Here is an 18,657-nt window from a genome sequence, read left to right as displayed (position 1 = left end):
TGTCTTCAATATAAATAGCACCAAATAAGAGTTTATTCGATGCTGATATTAATATTTTTAACCCGCTGCAGTCTTTCCAGACATCCATTGCCACAACTTTTCTGGAACATCCTGTGTATTTTCGTCAAAACCATAGGTCTGTAATACACCTGCCTTAACATACACGGCGAGCACCTGATGTGTTTTTGTGTTTATAGCAATTGCTGCTTGATCTACGCCAGCACCCTGAGGGTTGTAGCCACTTCCAACCCACCAATTTCCATCATTTTGCATTGTTCCAGAAACACTAAGTGCAGATTGAACAGCAATATAATCTTTTTTAAGTAGCTGTTGAAATTTCACTTTCCACTGATTGGCTTGAATTAAATCATAAGCAATACTATTGGCGAGTTTATATTGAGTTATATGAGTTGCAGGCCGTACACCACAATGTTTTTTAAGTTCCTGTTCATAACCAATATTACCAATCTCCAGTGTGTTTAAACTACGACCAATTTTACTAGTACAATTTTCCCATTCTTGGATACTTTGTGCTTGAACAGCGGATGACAGGATTAAGTTTGATATGCCAATTAAGTAAACAATTTTCATTTTTTCGACCAACTTAAATTTGATTTACTTATGCCAAATTATAAAGAGAGAAGCAAATTAAATTATTTATAAAAAGTGAAACCTTAAAAAATCAGACATAGCAATAAATAGACCTAAGAATGTGAAGTACATTCTGACAACATCATATGTTATATGACTTACATCCATCACTTATTCTGAATACGAAGTTTTAAATGCAATGGATAATAATTTAGAATTTATGTTGATGATTTTGCAATCTAGTTTTAAATATCAATAAATTGCACTTTAGTGTAAAATTAAATACATTGAATCATAGATCTATGTAAATGGATTTTGACGTTCTATTCCTAGTGATTTTAAATACAAGCTTAATTGCAAAAAATTAGCTTAATGCGTTTATACCTGATTCTAGCTGTTCCTAATCTTGAAATCTTTTAGTCATACATAATGAAAAATGATCAGTTAAAGACAAAATGATATATTGAATTATCATAAAAAATACGACTAATAACATTAAACTTAAAGACAATCGAATTGTGGATACTACAATCAAGTTACTACGTTAAATTTAATAAAAAATTATAATGAATTACATATAGTTAAATACTTACTGATTTTAAATCATGGGGAAAACATAGGCAATAATTATATAGAAAAAATGTATAAGAATCATAGATAAAATAAGATTACCAAAGAGAATAAAGGAATAATTATAATGTATAGAATTAATGAATATCGTCAAAAACTCTTAAAAAGCTTTAATATTGAAATTCACCCTATTTCTGCTCAGGGTAATATTTTATTTTTAGAAAATGGTGCATTTGTTTACGATTATTTATCTCAATATGGTGCAGTATCTTTTGGACATAATTCAGATTTTTTAAAAAATGCAGCTATAAATTTTATAAAAAATAATCAAGCAAGCCTCATCCAACCTAATATTCCAACAGTTGTTGAAGTATTTGCAAGCCAGCTGATAAAGATGGTCAATAACGATTACTATAGTCGTTGTATTATGAGTAATAGTGGGGCAGAAACAGTAGAAGCAGCATTAAAACTTGCTCGTATCAAAACGGGGCGAAGTAAGATTTTGAGCGTAGTTAAAGGCTTTCATGGTAAAACCTTTGCTGCATTATCTGCAAGTGGCTCTAATCGTTTTAAAAAACCTTTTATTCATGATGAAGAACATTATGATTATGTTGAATTGAATGATATCTCTGCATTACAGGAAAAATTATCTACACAACAGTATGCAGCATTTATAGTTGAACCTATATTAGGTGAGGGAGGGATGATTCCTGCCAGCAAAGCATTTTTAAGTGCATCGGTATCACTATGTAAAGAATTTGGAACTATGTCGATCTTCGATGAAATTCAGACAGGTTTAGGGCGTGCTGGTGATATCTGCATAGCAAAGCAATTTGAAATTTATCCAGACTGTATTTTATTTTCAAAAGCATTAGGTGGTGGTTTAGTACCTGTGGGTACAGCCATTTATAGCGAAAAATTTCATACTTTAGAATTTGATAAAAAACATAGTTCAACGTTTGCGAATAATGCCTTCGCTGCAACAATCGCTTTATCTGTATTACATTATTTAAATGACCCAGATATAGCACTTTATAAAAAAGTTCAAGAACTTAGTCATTATCTGGATCAACAACTAGATCGTCTTTTATTTAGATATTCTCATATTATTCGATTTAATGGGTTAGGATTAATGCGTAGTTTTGAACTCTTTGATTCTAATGCCCAATACAATATGATGATTAATTTTTGTCATAATAATGGGAGCTTGGCGTATACGATTTGCGGATATTTACTAAGACAACATAAAATTTTTGTCATGCCGCTCTTGTCTAAACCATGTGCTATTCGTTTTGAACCTCCTCTAATTATAGAAAAGATAGATATAGACCGTTTTATTGATGCTTTGGAAGTCGTGTGTGAAATTATTGAAAAAGGGCGTTATGACCTATTTTTTTGTCAGTTGATTCAACTGGATCAAGCATTATTACCTGCATTATCTGAGTCATATCCTGTCTCATTTGTAGGAAATACACCAATTGCCGATATTCAATATAACCAAAAAAATGGTCACTTAAAAGCTGGGAAAAAATTTGCTTTTCTCATCCATAGTACTTCCCTTGAAGATTCGATTCATACTTTTCCTTATGCAATAAAACAAAATTTTAGCTCAGATCAATTATTGAAACTTACTCATAAGTTTTTGGAAATTGCTCATGTTGACCCAAGTCCAGATGTAGCAGCATTATTTACTGTTTATAATCATCAATGTTATGTTGATGGAATGTTTATTTTATCTCCTCTTAGCCCTCAAGATATGCTTAAACTGAGTACACAAGAGAAATTAAACCTAATGCTAGAATATCTAGATATTGCCAAAGATAATGGTGCTGAATTTATTGGCTTAGGTGCTTATACCTCTGTGATTAGTCATGGTGGGGAGTCCATTTTAGAATATGCTGAAGCTAAAAAACTCATCATTACTAATGGGAATTCACTTACTGCATTAGCAACTGTTGAGAGTATATTTTCATTGATTGAAGATACTGATGTATCTACACACCATGCTGTTGTCGTTGGAGCTCGTGGATCTGTAGCTAAACTTATTGTTGCAGGAGTTGCACATCGATATGGTCATTTAATTCTAGTTGGTCGACCTGGTAGTGAGTTGAAAATAGAGCAAGAATTACTGCCATATTTAGTGGAAAGTTGTCGTGATACTCAATATGAAATTGTCCATGGTTCATTTTTTGATAAATTAAGACGTTATATAGAAACAACTCAAATAGAGCATTGTGATTTACACCAAATGACAGAAGATTTTTCTCAACTTGGACTATGTATTGTATCTGACTATCAACTTGCGCTTGCTAAAGCAGATATGGTGATTTCTGCTACCAGTGAAGGAAAGGCATTTTTAAATACTCAGTATATTAAAGAAAATGCTGTGGTATTTGATGTGGCACGTCCTTTTGATTTTATTAATAATAAACATATAAAAATTTATGAAGGTGGCTTAGTTCAACAACCTAATCCTGTACTTTATAGTGATTGCAATATGGTGAGAATGCCTGCAGGTTTGAATTTAGCATGCTTATCAGAAACAATAGCATTGTCTATGAATAGCCAAGAGAAACCATTAAGCATAGGTAAAACTATAGATTTTAAAACCGCATGTGAAATTCTCAATATTGCTAAAAAACAGGGGTTCACTCCGATAAATTATCGTACCAAAGAAAGCCATAATAACCACATAGAAGATATTTATATCAATGTATAAATGCAAATCCATACATCTTAGTATGAGGTAAATGCTGATATCTAATGTGATAGATCTAAATAAATTAAGAAGTAAACCGAATTAATTATTCATTTAAAATAATGTATGCCTGATTTGATGATCGGACATACATTATTTGAACAACTAAAAGCAAAATTAGTTGTTTTGAATTTTATCAGCCAAATTCGCAATACGATTTAAATTACAAGATTGTTCATCGAGTATTTCTGAAGTGCAATATTTTTTAGTATTCACCCACCAATCTGCAATTTCATTCATCAATTTATCCTTACTTACACTATCCGGTAGATTAATAATATTTTCAAAATATCGATGAACACGTTTTTGATGATAATCAAATTCCTCAGTAATACAATCATTTAACTTGAATGTTACGCTATCACTTTTCTGAATACATTGAGCATAACTTGGTTGTAATTTTGCATATGTGTAAGATGAATCAGGAAATTGCATCGTGCTTTGTTTCGATTCAGCAAAGCTAGACATTGAAAGCAGTGATGTAAAAATGATCATAGCAATTTGAAGAAAAACATTTTTTTTCATTTTGAACTCAGTTAGGTCTGTCTTTAGTTAATAATGTTAATGTAATTTTCCAATTGATCTGCTCTAAACTTAATACGTTGTAGTTCATTTAGCTGCATTTGCAAATTTTCTGGTTGCGATTGATCGAAAAGGGTTGCTTCAAAAATTGAATCACTATTACGAGTGCTATGCCATAGACGTTGTGCTATAGCAAGATCTGCTTTTTGTTTTTGATCTAACTTTGACTGTAATAAAGTATAAGCATGGTCTAACCGTGTATTTTGCAGTTCGGCTTCATCACTCAAACAAGCAGCCTGTTCAATAATACCTTGTGCTTTGGTTGAGCACAGGTTAAAACGTTCACTTAATACATGTTGAGTTGCTATAGGAGCAGCAAAAAGTGTAGAGGATATAGCACAGAGACTGCTTATGCATACGCTATTCAATAACATTTTTTTCATATAGAAACTCCCTAATCGGACTATGGGTGTACTGGTAACATATTCAATGTGCTAGATTTTAATTCAAAACTCTAGATATTTGATATTGAAGCTAATATAGAGGTACAACTATAAGAGAGTGACCGTATTGAGTGTAAAGAAGTAAATCTCAATGCTTAGTTTTCCTTAAACTGAGTAAACCTTCTATCATTAATACAAACACAGCAAACCAAATTGCAATATAGGTTGGCCATTCTCTTGGTTGAATATTTTCACCTAATATTATTGATACTATCAATAAAAATATAGGTTCAACATAAACGAGCAAACCAAAAAGGCTTAAATTAAGGTGAGGTGCTGACAGAGATTGGAATCCTAAAGCTAATGCACTAATTAGACCTAAACCTAAAATAAGCCCAATGATGTGTGGGTGCTGCATAGATTGTTCAAATACACCGCCATCATTAATAATAAAGAATAAACTTATAGGTAGGCTAAATAATAAATCAAACCATAGTCCAGCAATATTATTTGTATTGCTTTTTTGTCTTAGCCAAAAATAAACTGGATAACCTAGACATACAGCTAAGGTTGGCCAACTAAGTGTTTGAGAAAACAAGAGTAAGTTCAATATGGCAAATATAGCAAAACAGCAAGAGAGTTTCTGCATTTTAGTCAATTGCTCTTTAAAAGCATATCGACCAACAATAACCATGGTAATTGGCATGATAAAATAGCCAAGTGATATATCTAGACCATAGTGGTGACTTGGCGCCCACATAAATAACCAAAGTTGAAAGCCAATCAGAAAAGCCGATAATAATCTTGTAAAAATGAAATATTTTTCCAAATAAAGACGTTTATAAATGCAGCTCACTTGAGACCACTTACCTTGTAATACTATAAATAACGTCAAACATGGAAAAGTAAGCAGAATACGCCAGCCATATATTTCATTGCCTTGTAATGAGTCCAAAAAAGAACTGTATGCAAACATTAGGGCAAATAAAAGCGAAGCAATGATATTGAATAAAATACCCAATTGAGTATTTGGTGAGGTGCGCATAATTCTTTATGTATCAAAAAAACCAGCAATATTTTATTGCATAACAATTGATAAATAGCCTTGTATTTCTTACTATTATTAAGAAATTTTCTCACTATAAGATTAAACATGACATTAGATAAATTTGATCTGTTACTTCTTGATCTATTGCAAAAGGATTGTTTAACACCTTTACGAGAGCTTGCTGAAGCAGTTCATTTATCAACTGCTTCTGTACAGCGCCGTATTCAAAAATTAAAAGAGAGTGGTTATATTGCGAAGACAGTTGCTGTACTTAATGCGGAAAAACTTGGTCAGGTAATTACTATTTTGGTTGAAGTAAGAGTACACAAAACACATGTGGTCGATTTAGACTTACTTAAAGAAAGTTTCTCCCGACCAGAAGTACAACAATGCTACTACATTACAGGTGAGGCCGATTTTATGTTAGTGCTGTTGGTGCCTAGTATGGGGCGCTTTCAAACATTATGTGATGAGCTTTTTCATCAGAATGAAAACGTACAGTGGTTTAAAACCGCCGTGGTTTTAGATCAAATTAAAACCACGCTAGATGTCCCAAATCTTATTTAAAAAATATCTTCAAGCAGATCTATACTGTATAAACAATGTAGGGGAAGTGGTGCTTATTAGCGGTTAATATCTAAGGCCATACCACGACAATTTAAAAACAGTTGCTGTTGATGCCATGCGAGTTGCCCTGAAATAATGGTTGTATCGACTAAATAACGAAAAGTTTTATGTTGAAATGGTGTCCAGCCACAGTGCATAAAGTTACGTTGTTGTGAAACTGCCTGTTGATCATGGTTATCTTTTATTAGCACTAAATCTGCCCAATAACCTTCACGAATATACCCTCGATCTTTGATACGAAATAAGTCTGCAACCTGATGTGAGGTTTTTTTTACAAGTGTTTCAATTGAAAGTCTTTGTTCTGCGACAAGCTCCATTAACGCAGGTAATGCATGTTGTACTAAGGGTAAACCAGAAGGAGCATCAAAATATGATTGCTGTTTTTCTAGCCAAGTATGTGGTGCATGATCTGTACCAATAATATCAAGACGATGCGAATGAGCAACAGCATCTATTAATGCATTTTTGTCATGTACAGTTTTAATGGCTGGATTGGTTTTAATTTGATGACCTAAGCGACCATAACTACGATCATCGAAACTTAGATGATGTACACATACCTCTGCTGTAATATATTTTTTATCTAAAGGAATATTTTTGAATAAGCACAATTCCTTAGCAGTGCTAATATGTAAAACATGTAATTGGGTAGCATATTTTTCTGCCAACGATACAGCTAAACGTGTACTTTCGAAACAAGCATGTTTATCTCTAATTTTAGGATGTAAAATTGCAGGGATATGCTCGCCATACTGTTGACGATAGTACTGTTCCATATGTCGAATACGAGGAGTTGACTCACAATGTGTGAGTAAAATAGTCGGAGCATTTGCGAATAAGCGTTCTAAAATCTGTAGATCATCAACAAGCATATTCCCTGTAGATGCACCCATAAATACTTTGATACCACTGATGCTTTTAGGATCAATGTTTTCAACAATATCTAAATTATCTGCACTTACTCCAAAATGAAAAGCGTAATTTGTCATACATAGCTTTGCAGCACGGTCTTTTTTATCTTGTAAAGTAACTAAATCTAACGTTGGTGGATGGGTATTTGGCATATCCATTATGCTAGTAATTCCACCCACTGCAGCTGCACTTGACTCAGATAAAAAACCACCTTTATGAGCAGAACCAGGATCACGAAAATGAACTTGATCATCAATCATTCCAGGCATTAACCAAGCACCATTGGCATCAATTTCTTTGGCTTGATAAAAGCCTGTAATTTGTGGCTCAATTTTGCTAACACGTCCTTGTTGAATTAAAATATCTTGAATTTTGCAGGTATCTTCATTAACAACATTAGCATTACGAATAATTAAGTTGGGCAAATGTTTAAAATTCATTTTGCAATGCCTTATAGCCGAGTACTAATTCAATATTTGTATTTACAACACTTTCTGAAAACTCGTTGATGGAGATATCTACAGGAGGGAATTGGCTTAAATTGGTTTCAGCATGAATATAATGCATAGCTGGAACATAAAAATGAGTAGGTAAATGACAGCCATCAACAACTGAATTATGACGCACTGCACTATAGTCACCGACTTTACAATTAAAGAGAACACTATTAAAGCCAATAAAAACATGATTTCCAATTTCACATGGCCCATGAATAATGGAACGGTGTGCAATAGAGGAATGATGTCCAATTGTTACTGCGGCTCCAGCTTTAGAATGTATAACTACGCCATCTTGGATATTTGAATTTGCTTTAATTAAAATAGCATTCATTTCTCCATTTTCATCCACTTCATCTGCACGAATGACAGCATATGGCCCCACAAAAACATTGGCCTCTATGATGACCTTGCCACAAACAATCGCGGTATAATCAACATATGCAGACTGATCAATAATTGGTAAATCACCTGAAGGGTTTTTACGAATCATAATATTTTTATCTCTCAAAAATAATTTTAGAACAAATGCAATGGTAAATTTTCAATGATGTTTATTTGTTTATAGAGATGATTTTGTCCATGTTCCTTGGGCTACAGCATCATGAGCATGTAAACTTTCCGCGTGAATAACTTTAAAATTAAAGCCTGTAATATCTGAATAATTGATAAAAGCATGATACAACCGACGTAGTGCATCTTCACAAAACATCAAGTTTTGTCCATTGGCTAAAGCAAAGGCTTGTTCATCAACTCGTTTTACTGCAGTCTGAACAGGAGTGGCCAAAGCTTTTTCTGCATGATGAATCAATTGAATAAGAGGAAGAGGTTTTTGTATCGCAGGGGATAGATCAAAGTTCAACTGAGCTAAACTTCTTTGACTATGTGGTGTAGCAACTATAGCGTCTGTGGTACCTAACCAAGTAAAAATCTGATCAGGACGATTAGGCTGAATTTTTTCAGAGAGGATTGCATCTTGAAAACTTTTTTGAATGAGATCTCGTGCGAGTGCTGCTGAGCATGGGCAGGTTGAGGAATAGGCAATATCAATGCCAAGTGTCGCTTTAAATTGCTGTTGATGTAATTGACAAGATAAATGAAATGGGTAGCTTTTCCATCCAGATAGTTGGCTTATTAATGCAGGTTGTTCAAGAGGAAGTTCGCCATATAAATCAATCTTGGCATGTTTGGATAAAGATTGATGACTTAATAAAAAGTCTTTTAATACTGTTTCAATGACCAACAGCGTTAGATTTTGAATTGAACTGAGTTCCAATAAGCGAGTATACAAACGTGACATATGTATGCCTTTTGCATAGGGATCATCCAAACTAACATAAGCATTCACCTTGCAAAGACATAAAGTATTTTCTATATATAGAGGTAAACTAATATTTTCCATACCAACCCAATCTAAAGGATAGGGGTGAGAATTAGCAGAGGAGAGTAATGAAATATCTGGCAGAGTAGAACGGGTAATCATAAAATAGCTAAATTTCAATCATTAAATGTTATGTTATAACATAACATTTAATGGAGGTTGTCAATAGATAGGCACCAATATTTGAGTGGTGATCATTCCCAGTGAAAATGGTTCAGGTTGCCGAAAGTCAAATTAAAAAATAAAGTAAGTAAAATCAATAATATGTAGTGTGGAATTATATTTTTAAATAAGATTTAAGCATAAGGATCTTGCAATATTATTGTTATGTTATAACATTACATTAAATTTTGAGGCTTGTTATCCAGCATAGATGACAAGTAATAATCGTGGTTGGTCTTTATGAAACGCACATTTGCTTTATTTCTGGTGCTATTTACGGTGGCATGTAGTCAACGAAATATAGGGCAACAAACAACCTCTATTCATTTTTCAAACACCCCCAAACAAAATCTTACTCAACCTTATCAAGAGCAAGGTAATTCGATTGTTAAAATAGCGCCTGATGATTATATCAGTTGGATTTCATACCCCAGTCAACAACAAAAGGTTCAAAAATATAAAGCCTTTTTACACCAGCATGCTCTAGATAATATTGTTCCAGATTTTGAATTGTTTCAGACCGCAAGAGATTGGCAAAAATGTAATACCCCTGCATATGAGATTCCACCTCAAGAACTGTGGGGGAATATCATTCCAACTCTAAATATTTTAAAGCGGTTACGTGATGATGGAATTATTAACGATTTTACGGTGAGTTCAGTATATCGAAACGATCATTTAAATCGTTGTGCAGGCGGAGCTGGGGCATCCAAACATGTGTTAAATGCTGCAATGGATTTTCGAATTGGCCCAACGCATCCGACGCAACTCCAACGACAAGAGATTGAGCAAAATAAAAATAAACTCTGTAAATTTTGGAGGGAAAAAGGCTTGATGCTCAATATGGGACTGGGCATTTATGCCTCTGGCCAAATTCATATAGATAGTTCTGGTTATCGCCATTGGGGAGCTGATCATAAGCAGCAATCGTCCCCTTGTAACTCCATAACTTAAGCCATTCATACCATCTGTATGTATAGCACGTTAATGCTCAAATTTCTTAATTTGTCTTGAGACAACACAAAAACCTTTTCATCAATAGAAGTGAGAAACTCATGGATACTTCTCTAGTAAATCCAGTGAAATTGCCTGTTACTGTTTTATCTGGTTTTTTAGGTGCTGGAAAAACAACGTTATTGAACCATATTTTAAATAATCGTGAAGGACGTCGCGTAGCTGTCATCGTTAACGATATGTCTGATGTAAATATTGATGCTGCACTGGTTCGGGAAGGTGGTGCTGAATTATCTCGAACTGATGAAAAATTAGTTGAAATGAGTAATGGCTGTATTTGTTGTACATTGCGTGAAGACTTATTGCTTGAAGTACGTCGATTAGCACTAGAAAACAGATTTGATCAACTTGTTATTGAATCGACAGGTATTTCTGAACCTTTACCAGTGGCAGAAACCTTTACTTTTGAGGATGAGCATGGCCGATCTTTAAATGAATTTGCTCGACTGGATACCATGGTTACAGTTGTAGATGCATTTAATTTTCTGAAAGACTTTCATTCTTATGATTGTTTGCAAGAACGCGGAGAATCATTAGGTGAAGCAGATGAAAGAAATGTGGTTGATTTATTAATAGATCAAATCGAATTTTGTGATGTACTAATTTTAAATAAGATTGACTTAATAGATGAGAGTGAAAAACAGCAATTATTTGCAATTTTACATAAACTAAATCCTAGAGCGAAAATTGAGGTTTGTCAGTTTGGTCAAGTTAACCTAAATCAAGTTTTAAATACTCATCTTTTTGATTTCGATGCGGCTTCTCAGGCAGCAGGGTGGTTAAAAGAGTTACGTGGGGAACATCGTCCTGAAACAGAGGAATATGGTATTCACAGTTTTGTCTACCATGCTCGCAGACCTTTTCATCCTCAGCGTTTTTACGATTTTATCCATTCAAAATGGCAGGGTGTGATACGCTCCAAGGGTTTTTTCTGGATTGCCACAGAACCGAGTATGGCTTGTTCATGGTCTCAGGCTGGTGCTATGGCACGATATGGTATTGCTGGACAATGGTGGAATGAGGTAGAAAAAGAACATTGGCCACAGGATGCACAAAGCATCGCAGCAATTGAAAAAAACTGGGATGAAAAAACTGGAGATTCTAGACAGGAAATTGTCTTAATTGGTATGGATATGGATGAGGCAGATTTAATACGACAATTTGATCATTGTTTACTAACAGATTATGAAATGTCATTAGGTACAGAGTTATGGCAATTGTTTGAAAATCCCTTTGGCAATTGGGATTAATAGTCTCCCCCAACAACATAATATTTTGCATTGTGTGATTGGGGGGGAAACACACTAAATTTATTTAAAGCTCTATTTTTGAGTAGATAGATTTAATAACTGGGATTATAGGTGTCATATGAATGGCGCCGTGAATCATTCCTTTATAGCAAATGTGAACGATGGGGCTTTACGCCCCATTTGGTGAACAGCTTAATTTTACATTTTGAACAAGCTCAAAAAATAAATACAATTTATTCAATACTTACTTTTTGGTAAGTACTTACTAAAAGTAATTTTTGGTATTAATATAATCAAATCAAGGTACGGATGGCGACTCAATATATTTAATTTGAGTATTTATGAGGAAAAATAGTCTCTCTAAACAATGTGAGATTTTTCTGACGATGTGAATATGGATAACACATTATTATTGATCAATACGATAATTCAACATGAGTGTAATTATGAATAAATATGCATCAACATTGACTCTGAGTACAATATTTCTCAGTACAGCAACATTTGCAGCTCCATTAAACTTTCAAACTTATAATCCTCAAACGCAAGCAATATTCCCTGTGTCATCAACCTTAATTTCAGGTGACAAAAATGCCATTTTAGTCGATGCCCAGTTCAGCGTTAAAGATGGTGAAAACTTGGTAAAAATGATACAAGCCAGTGGGAAAAATCTTAGTGAAATTATTATTACCGCAGGTGATCCTGATTTCTATTTTGGTTTAGAGCCAATTGTAAAAGCTTTTCCTAATACCAAAGTAGTCGCAACTGCTGAAGTCGTTAAACATATTGAAGCAACTAAAAAAGATAAGCTTGCTTATTGGGGGCCTATTTTAAAAGAAAATGCACCCCAAAATGTAATTGTTCCAACTGTTTTGAGCAATCATAGCCTGACTTTAGATGGAGAAAAAATTGAAGTCAAATCAGCTCAATCTTATGCAGCTTATTTATGGGTACCAAGCAATCGTACTATTTTAGGTGGTGTTGGTGTTTCATCAGGCATTCATTTATGGACAGCAGATACCCAAACACTGCAATCACGTAAAGATTGGTTAAATACGCTGAGTAAAATGAAACAGTTACATCCAGGCACAGTCATTCCAGGGCACTATTTAGGTGACATACCAAAAGGTGGTCAATCTATTGATTTCACAGCACAATATCTTAAAAATTATGAGAAGATATTAAAAAATCAAAAATATAAAGATTCCAGTAAAGTTATTGCTGAGGTTAAGAAAATATACCCTACACTCAATGAAGAAAGTTCACTGGAATTAAGTTCTAAAGTCCATACCGGTGAAATGTCTTGGAAATAATTAAAAGTTATAATATTTAACAACCTAGAAGTTGCATTCTAGAAGTGAGTGCAACTTCTGATAATTTTAAAAGAGTATTTGATGTTTTTTCACATATTTCATTTTTATACTTAACGCCTCTTTAATTATTAATATATTAATTAAAAATGTTGTGTTAATTTTTTATATTATTTAAATTGATTTAAATATTTTTTTATTGAATTTTTTATTATAAAGAAAAATCTATTAAATAATAGTCAATTAGATTGATGATTTATTTAGCCATTGAGTTGGTTTATTTTATTCTATAAAAAATATATTCCGACTTCTAAAATGATACTTAATAAAATGAATATTGCTAATTCGATCCAAGAAAATAGTAGTTTATCTTTAAAACTTGCTGCAATAGATACGTATCACCCTAGCACTATACGGCATAATCAGTACTATCTTGATAAGTTTGATGATACAGAGAAACTCATTGAGATATTTAGAAAAGTTGGTCGTGAAAAAAGACATGTCATATCAAATAGTGATGAAAATTCTCTTACTATGGCAATTTCAGCTTCGAATAATGTACTTAAAAAACATAACATCGAAAATGGTGATATTGACATAATTATTTTCACCTCTACAACCCTTGAGTATTTGGCACCAACGAATGCGCTCTGGCTACATTCAATATTAGGTATAAAAAATGAGTGTGTATGTTTTGATATCAACGCAAATTGTTTAGGTATGTTTATGGCTTTAGAGCAAGCCGCAATTATATTAAATTCAAATAAAATATATAAACGAGCTTTAGTTGTTGGTTCAGATCATATGAGTAAAATTGGATGTGAAACCAAACCAATACCTTCAACGATTGTTGGTGATGCAGCGGCAGCTATTATTCTTGAAAAGACGTTAGAAAAAACGGATTCAGGTATGATGGATCGAATATATAGAACAGATAGTAGTTTTAAAGATAGTATCGTGTTACCTCCAAACGGTTTTTCTCAAAGTCATACCAGTAATAATGAAAAAATTCGTTGGGGTACATTTAGTGGTGTAGAAAGTGTTGAATTTGCTGCTGATGCATTGGATGATTTGCTCGAAAAAAATCAGTTGAATCTAGAGGATATTTCATGTTTTTTATTTTCACAATTTACAAAATTTAATATTGATCTCTTACAAGAGAAAAAAAATATTCCTTGGGATAAAATTGAATACATTGGAGATCAGTATGGTTATACAGGGGCGAATAGCTTGTTTATTGCCTACGCAAGTAGATTGAAAAAAGGGTTAATTAAAGAAGGTGATATTATTTTGTTTTGGACTTTGGGGGCAGGTTATCAAGCTGGTTTAATGCTCTGGAAAGTTTAATTACATAAAAGAGATTTTATGAAAAGATTAGATTAAAGCATTCTTTATTTAAATACTATAATGCCAATTTTAAATAAATTGGCATTATAAAAAATCAAATAAATTATCGAATGATCTTTTGTAGTTCACTTTCAGGAACAGCTATTTTTTTATAGTGTTCACGTGTTGCTTCTAATTTGGTAAAGACATCCTCATAGCCTACAGCTTTACCATAAGGATCTACATAGGTATAGCCACCATGTACAATAAATAAAGTAATCATTTCTGACACATCATCAGGAACAAAAAGCGTATGTGTTTCACCAGGAGGTTCATAAGCAAAAGACTTTTCTTCAGCTATCCAATCATGTTCAAGATAATACCAACGCCCTTTAAGTACAAACGCATGTACTGTGCCTGTGTGGCGATGTCTAGATAACACACCACTTTTACGGACACGTAATAAGTTTACATAATAACCAGCACTTGTATTTAATAGTAACGGTTTAAAGCTGACAGATTCAGAAGTGGGTACCCATAAATCATCATCTTTTAGTGCATCATCTAGAACTCCAGGTATAACAAGATCTGCTGACATATATGGAACTTGTGGTCGCTGAAAAGGCATAAGTTCTTCATTAATGGAGTAATCTGGATTTCTCTGCTTAGACATTCTGCTATCCTTAAAATAAAGTCATCTGTTAGAGATACTAGCAAAAGCATATCTGGCGTAGATTGCGCCTTATTCAAACTAGATGTGAATATTAGGCACAGTTCATGTAAATTAATCTCTGTTATATTCAAAGAAATATAGAAACATGCAAATGAAAGGTACTATGGATAACTATCGACAGTTAATGGCTTTTATTTGGTCATATGAACATGGAAGCTTTTCTGCTGCTGCAAGAGCAAATGATTTAACACCATCTGCAATTAGCAAACTCATTAGTCGATTAGAGAATCGTTTGGGCGTTCGTCTGATTCAAAGAGGAGCTAGACAACTCAGTTTGACCGAGGAAGGCATGGCTTACTTAAAAAGTGCCAGAAATGTTATTGCTGCTATGCATGAGGCAGATTCACTCGCTGAGGCATTTCCCACCCGAGTGAGCGGTATTTTAAAAATAAGAACAATGCCAACTTTTGCACAACACCAAATTTTGCCTTGGTTACCAGAATTTCTTGAACAATACCCTACATTAACCGTTGATTTTGAACTAAATGCAGTCTATCAAGATGAATTTGACCGAGGTGTAGATATTGCAATTTATGGTGGTATTCTCCCATCTTCATCCAGAATTGCTACTCGGCTTGGAGACAGTGAGTGGATTACTTGTGCTTCACCACTATATTTAGAAAAATATGGTGTCCCTGAGCATCCACAGCAATTACTACAGCATCGATGCTTGCACTTTAATTTTTCCAGTAATTGGAACAATTGGGACTTTGTGGAAAATAATGAGAGCTTTACTGTGCCAATTAAAGCCATCGCATCATTTTCTCAAGGCACATTTTTAAGAGATCTTGCATTAAGAGGTGAGGGAATCGTGCGCTTAGCAGATTATCATATTGGTGAAGATATTCGACTTGGTCGTTTAGTTCCAATCTTAATGCACTTCCGCTCTGCAATAACAGAACCCCAATATGTTATCTATGCGAATAGAAAACTTCAAAGCCCTCGAATTAAATGTTTTATTCAATTTTTACAGAAAAAAGTTCAAGAAAATCCATGGCAGATTATATTATAAAATTTAGCATGCTGATTTAATTGTGTTTTTATTTATTTACAACTTAATCTATACGTTTTTATTGCTTGAATTAAAATTGGGAAATAAAGATACTTATCACATATTGTGTGATTTTTAAAAACAAATTTACATTATTATGTGACATCTTAAGCACAACATATAATTAGAATTCATAATTAAAGGTCAAAATACAAATAAGACTTTATATTAAAAACAGCAAAATGAGAATTATAATGAACAATACAACAGAACTTAAAGAATTAGCTATACAGCTTCATTCCGACAGAGCTTATGAAAAAGAGATTAGTCAATTTAATGCCAGTACTAGAAATAAAATATTAATGATTCATGTTATCTTTTTGCTGACATTATTCTTTTATACGCTATATCCAAGGCATGTCTACTTTACCCCTTTGTTTATACTTATTAATGGTTTTTTTAGTTTACCCTACCTAAGAGTTTTCATGCATGCCGATTTACATTGGAGGGTTGTTCGAAATAAAAAATTAAAATTTTATATAAGGTGGATAATTTTTGGCTTCTACCAAATACCATTTATTTTATATCGTTATGCTCATAAGGCATACCATAGAGAATATATATATGAAATTGATAAAATAAATTTATTACAAATAAAACAATCAAAATATTTAAATCCAACGACTATTGAAAGTAAAAAAAATATAACAGGAATATTGAATTTTTCTTTTATCCTGATCTTTTACAATCAAATGAAGTACTTTATTAGAGAAAGTTCAAAAAAAGATAAAATAAAGGTGATGACTCAGCTTATTATAATTATTATTTTGGATACATTAGTATATTCGATAAGTAAGGATTTTTTCTTATATATATTTATTCCGTCTATTATGATTGCTTGGACAATCTCTCTAATCGTAATCTATATGAAACACAATATTCAGAGAGATCAAGCAAACATACATCTGGCGGTGAATTCTTATAGTCGGCTTTCAAATCGATTTGGTGATAATGATGGGCTTTATATTGTACATTCGTTGTTTCCATTTCTCCATCCGTACCACACCCCTGAAATAGATCAAGAAATACGCTCCAATTTAAATGATAAGCAAAAATTAAAAACACACTATGTTATTGTCTTCTTTAAAAATTTATTTACATTGGATTGATATTTTAAAAAGTCCAGCATGTACCATGCTGGACTCTTGGCTATAAGAAGAGGTTAATAGTAAGCATGTTTTGTATTCGTTTCTTTTTTTGCACTATCTTTTTGAGTGGTTTTACCTTGTTGGAGTTTTTTACACTCTTCACTCATGTAGTTGTCTTGCATACATTTTTTGTTTAGTTCAGAAATTTGTTGATTTGTGATTTTATCTACTTCACTAATATTGATTTGATCCGCAGCAAAAGTGCTCATTGATATCAGTAAAGAAAGAGTAAGAAAAGATATTTTCATTATTATTCCAGAATTACACATAATTGGTTTGTTATGGAATACAATAAACACTCTAATTAATGATAAATCAATAAAATAAAAATATAGTCTAAATATAATTGATATTATATGTTTTATCTATCACATATACTTGCATGAAAATAGTAATTTTCATTCTTTGATGGAAAATAAAACATTACAAATATCATAGGAATAAAAAAATATCCTTATTTCTACATTACATATTTATAATGTTAAATTTAATTGGGATTAAATAAGATTCATAATGCGTTTAAATATAATTGATATTAAATCATGTTTAATATTATATTCTTTACTTAGCAAATTAATAACAATCTACATTCAGCATTCATTTCAGTAGGTGCACGATGAATACAGGGTGAAACTTGTTGTGTAGGATGATCTACAGCTAAACGCCAAAGATTACCTATACCTAAATTTATTGGTTCTGCACATGGTTTAGCTTGATAATGTAAATCAAAGAAAAATTCTTTTAAAAAAGAATCAAATTCACTTTCGGGTCCATCGTATATTTTTTTTAATTCCGCTCTAATTTCAGGAATTAAAATTTTTTGTTGTGCTTGATCTTGCGGCAAAATATCGCTCGCAGGCCCGTAATAAGTACACAAATAAGTATCAACTTCTATAGGAGAGCGATCTACATGGTAAGAGTAGACATCAGTAGATATAAAATCAAATTCTTCGTCTCGTTGATACTTCTTAAGTAAATTGAGTGTAGGTGAAGCTCCAAAATCAGAAAGTAATTGTATATCTGCTAAAATGATCTCTCTAGCAATATTTCCTTCCTCTGAAAGACTTAAGCCCATTAAATCCTCTCTGGATACTTCTGTGATATCTTCTTTTAATTCTAATTTTTCGACTATTTCTTTAAAGTTTCCATGTAAATTTCTAGACCAACAAATTGCATTATTTTCTTTTTGGAACTGTGTACTTACAAGTGTTGAAAAACTAGAGACCTCTAAAACTTGTTTGTGATCAAAAAACATAAGTGTTATCTTCAAAAAAATAATTTAGTAACTTTCCTAATTATATACCTGCATTTCCA

Annotated in this window: 18 protein-coding genes; 8 read left to right on the top strand and 10 right to left on the bottom strand. The window is 32.8% G+C overall.

The features are described from left to right. Positions 1 to 57 precede the first annotated feature (57 nt). Complete coding sequence (locus tag RFH42_RS04470; protein WP_308974384.1) at positions 58 to 591, bottom strand: hypothetical protein; 534 nt, start codon at positions 589 to 591, stop codon at positions 58 to 60. A gap of 697 nt (positions 592 to 1,288) precedes the next feature. Between RFH42_RS04470 and RFH42_RS04465 the strand changes: the two genes are divergently transcribed. Continuing rightward, positions 1,289 to 3,880 carry an aminotransferase class III-fold pyridoxal phosphate-dependent enzyme gene (locus RFH42_RS04465; protein ID WP_308974383.1) on the top strand — a complete coding sequence of 864 codons (2,592 nt, stop codon included), beginning with the start codon at positions 1,289 to 1,291 and terminating at the stop codon, positions 3,878 to 3,880. 156 nt (positions 3,881 to 4,036) lie between these two features. On the opposite strand, the gene RFH42_RS04460 is transcribed toward RFH42_RS04465, so the two are convergent. From RFH42_RS04460 to rarD, 3 genes are all read right to left on the bottom strand, one after another. Continuing rightward, the gene (locus tag RFH42_RS04460; RefSeq protein WP_308974382.1) at positions 4,037 to 4,444 is read right to left on the bottom strand and encodes a hypothetical protein; all 408 of its coding nucleotides are present in this window, start codon (positions 4,442 to 4,444) and stop codon (positions 4,037 to 4,039) included. A 23-nt stretch (positions 4,445 to 4,467) separates the two neighbouring features. Further along, a complete protein-coding gene (locus tag RFH42_RS04455; protein WP_308974381.1) occupies positions 4,468 to 4,884 on the bottom strand; it encodes a lysozyme inhibitor LprI family protein in 417 nt (138 codons plus the stop codon). 148 nt (positions 4,885 to 5,032) lie between these two features. After that, the gene (rarD, locus tag RFH42_RS04450; RefSeq protein ID WP_308974379.1) at positions 5,033 to 5,929 is read right to left on the bottom strand and encodes an EamA family transporter RarD; all 897 of its coding nucleotides are present in this window, start codon (positions 5,927 to 5,929) and stop codon (positions 5,033 to 5,035) included. Between the two features lie 108 nt (positions 5,930 to 6,037). Here rarD and RFH42_RS04445 point away from each other — a divergent pair, with 108 nt between their 5' ends. Beyond that, positions 6,038 to 6,499, top strand: coding sequence for an Lrp/AsnC family transcriptional regulator (locus tag RFH42_RS04445; RefSeq protein WP_308974378.1), 462 nt, complete (start codon positions 6,038 to 6,040; stop codon positions 6,497 to 6,499). 56 nt (positions 6,500 to 6,555) lie between these two features. On the opposite strand, the gene RFH42_RS04440 is transcribed toward RFH42_RS04445, so the two are convergent. The 3 genes from RFH42_RS04440 to folE2 all read right to left on the bottom strand — a co-directional run bounded on the left by RFH42_RS04440 (position 6,556) and on the right by folE2 (position 9,451). Further along, positions 6,556 to 7,911, bottom strand: a complete 1,356-nt coding sequence (locus RFH42_RS04440; RefSeq protein WP_308974377.1) for a dihydroorotase — start codon at positions 7,909 to 7,911, stop codon at positions 6,556 to 6,558. Beyond that, positions 7,901 to 8,461 carry a carbonate dehydratase gene (locus RFH42_RS04435; protein ID WP_308974376.1) on the bottom strand — a complete coding sequence of 187 codons (561 nt, stop codon included), beginning with the start codon at positions 8,459 to 8,461 and terminating at the stop codon, positions 7,901 to 7,903. Before RFH42_RS04435 ends, RFH42_RS04440 begins: the two co-directional genes overlap by 11 nt. A gap of 69 nt (positions 8,462 to 8,530) precedes the next feature. Then, positions 8,531 to 9,451 (bottom strand): GTP cyclohydrolase FolE2, encoded by a 921-nt coding sequence (gene folE2 / locus RFH42_RS04430; RefSeq protein WP_308974375.1) that lies wholly within the window; start codon positions 9,449 to 9,451, stop codon positions 8,531 to 8,533. Positions 9,452 to 9,751: 300 nt separating this feature from the next. Between folE2 and RFH42_RS04425 the strand changes: the two genes are divergently transcribed. The 4 genes from RFH42_RS04425 (at position 9,752) to RFH42_RS04410 (ending at position 14,432) form a co-directional block, all read left to right on the top strand. Then, positions 9,752 to 10,465, top strand: a complete 714-nt coding sequence (locus RFH42_RS04425; RefSeq protein ID WP_308974374.1) for a D-Ala-D-Ala carboxypeptidase family metallohydrolase — start codon at positions 9,752 to 9,754, stop codon at positions 10,463 to 10,465. Between the two features lie 101 nt (positions 10,466 to 10,566). Continuing rightward, the gene (gene zigA, locus RFH42_RS04420) at positions 10,567 to 11,775 is read left to right on the top strand and encodes a zinc metallochaperone GTPase ZigA (protein WP_308974373.1); all 1,209 of its coding nucleotides are present in this window, start codon (positions 10,567 to 10,569) and stop codon (positions 11,773 to 11,775) included. Between the two features lie 446 nt (positions 11,776 to 12,221). After that, complete coding sequence (locus tag RFH42_RS04415; RefSeq protein WP_308974372.1) at positions 12,222 to 13,088, top strand: Vmh family MBL fold metallo-hydrolase; 867 nt, start codon at positions 12,222 to 12,224, stop codon at positions 13,086 to 13,088. Between the two features lie 327 nt (positions 13,089 to 13,415). Continuing rightward, a complete protein-coding gene (locus RFH42_RS04410) occupies positions 13,416 to 14,432 on the top strand; it encodes a 3-oxoacyl-ACP synthase III family protein (protein ID WP_308974371.1) in 1,017 nt (338 codons plus the stop codon). A gap of 103 nt (positions 14,433 to 14,535) precedes the next feature. Here RFH42_RS04410 and RFH42_RS04405 read toward each other — a convergent pair whose 3' ends face one another. Further along, the gene (locus RFH42_RS04405) at positions 14,536 to 15,084 is read right to left on the bottom strand and encodes a 2,4'-dihydroxyacetophenone dioxygenase family protein (RefSeq protein ID WP_308974370.1); all 549 of its coding nucleotides are present in this window, start codon (positions 15,082 to 15,084) and stop codon (positions 14,536 to 14,538) included. Positions 15,085 to 15,247: 163 nt separating this feature from the next. Between RFH42_RS04405 and RFH42_RS04400 the strand changes: the two genes are divergently transcribed. Then, positions 15,248 to 16,156, top strand: coding sequence for a LysR family transcriptional regulator (locus tag RFH42_RS04400; RefSeq protein WP_308974369.1), 909 nt, complete (start codon positions 15,248 to 15,250; stop codon positions 16,154 to 16,156). Between the two features lie 233 nt (positions 16,157 to 16,389). After that, the gene (locus tag RFH42_RS04395; protein ID WP_308974367.1) at positions 16,390 to 17,304 is read left to right on the top strand and encodes a fatty acid desaturase; all 915 of its coding nucleotides are present in this window, start codon (positions 16,390 to 16,392) and stop codon (positions 17,302 to 17,304) included. 53 nt (positions 17,305 to 17,357) lie between these two features. Here the strand turns inward: RFH42_RS04395 and RFH42_RS04390 are convergent, their stop codons facing one another. Together RFH42_RS04390 and RFH42_RS04385 are read right to left on the bottom strand one after the other, a co-directional pair. Further along, on the bottom strand, positions 17,358 to 17,591 hold the full coding sequence (locus RFH42_RS04390; protein ID WP_308974366.1) for a hypothetical protein: 234 nt from the start codon (positions 17,589 to 17,591) through the stop codon (positions 17,358 to 17,360). Between the two features lie 317 nt (positions 17,592 to 17,908). Then, positions 17,909 to 18,598: a DUF1826 domain-containing protein gene (locus RFH42_RS04385; protein ID WP_308974365.1), complete on the bottom strand. Its 690-nt coding sequence runs from the start codon at positions 18,596 to 18,598 to the stop codon at positions 17,909 to 17,911. Between the last annotated feature and the right edge of the window lie 59 nt (positions 18,599 to 18,657).

The organism is Acinetobacter rudis (assembly GCF_031157835.1).
GTDB classification, from domain to species: domain Bacteria; phylum Pseudomonadota; class Gammaproteobacteria; order Pseudomonadales; family Moraxellaceae; genus Acinetobacter; species Acinetobacter rudis_A.
The sequence above is the reverse complement of the archived record's forward strand: the minus strand, read 5'-3'. Positions and strand labels throughout refer to the sequence as shown.

Bases quoted from the DNA above. Each gene is read 5' to 3' on its own strand.
- RFH42_RS04435 (WP_308974376.1), bottom strand. From the start codon at position 8,461: ATGATTCGTAAAAACCCTTCAGGTGATTTACCAATTATTGATCAGTCT.
- RFH42_RS04395 (WP_308974367.1), top strand. From the start codon at position 16,390: ATGAACAATACAACAGAACTTAAAGAATTAGCTATACAGCTTCATTCC.
- RFH42_RS04400 (WP_308974369.1), top strand. From the start codon at position 15,248: ATGGATAACTATCGACAGTTAATGGCTTTTATTTGGTCATATGAACAT.
- zigA (WP_308974373.1), top strand. From the start codon at position 10,567: ATGGATACTTCTCTAGTAAATCCAGTGAAATTGCCTGTTACTGTTTTA.
- RFH42_RS04440 (WP_308974377.1), bottom strand. From the start codon at position 7,911: ATGAATTTTAAACATTTGCCCAACTTAATTATTCGTAATGCTAATGTT.
- RFH42_RS04405 (WP_308974370.1), bottom strand. From the start codon at position 15,084: ATGTCTAAGCAGAGAAATCCAGATTACTCCATTAATGAAGAACTTATG.
- RFH42_RS04425 (WP_308974374.1), top strand. From the start codon at position 9,752: ATGAAACGCACATTTGCTTTATTTCTGGTGCTATTTACGGTGGCATGT.
- RFH42_RS04445 (WP_308974378.1), top strand. From the start codon at position 6,038: ATGACATTAGATAAATTTGATCTGTTACTTCTTGATCTATTGCAAAAG.
- RFH42_RS04390 (WP_308974366.1), bottom strand. From the start codon at position 17,591: ATGAAAATATCTTTTCTTACTCTTTCTTTACTGATATCAATGAGCACT.
- RFH42_RS04465 (WP_308974383.1), top strand. From the start codon at position 1,289: ATGTATAGAATTAATGAATATCGTCAAAAACTCTTAAAAAGCTTTAAT.
- RFH42_RS04415 (WP_308974372.1), top strand. From the start codon at position 12,222: ATGAATAAATATGCATCAACATTGACTCTGAGTACAATATTTCTCAGT.
- RFH42_RS04385 (WP_308974365.1), bottom strand. From the start codon at position 18,598: ATGTTTTTTGATCACAAACAAGTTTTAGAGGTCTCTAGTTTTTCAACA.
- RFH42_RS04410 (WP_308974371.1), top strand. From the start codon at position 13,416: ATGAATATTGCTAATTCGATCCAAGAAAATAGTAGTTTATCTTTAAAA.
- RFH42_RS04455 (WP_308974381.1), bottom strand. From the start codon at position 4,884: ATGAAAAAAATGTTATTGAATAGCGTATGCATAAGCAGTCTCTGTGCT.
- folE2 (WP_308974375.1), bottom strand. From the start codon at position 9,451: ATGATTACCCGTTCTACTCTGCCAGATATTTCATTACTCTCCTCTGCT.
- RFH42_RS04470 (WP_308974384.1), bottom strand. From the start codon at position 591: ATGAAAATTGTTTACTTAATTGGCATATCAAACTTAATCCTGTCATCC.
- rarD (WP_308974379.1), bottom strand. From the start codon at position 5,929: ATGCGCACCTCACCAAATACTCAATTGGGTATTTTATTCAATATCATT.
- RFH42_RS04460 (WP_308974382.1), bottom strand. From the start codon at position 4,444: ATGAAAAAAAATGTTTTTCTTCAAATTGCTATGATCATTTTTACATCA.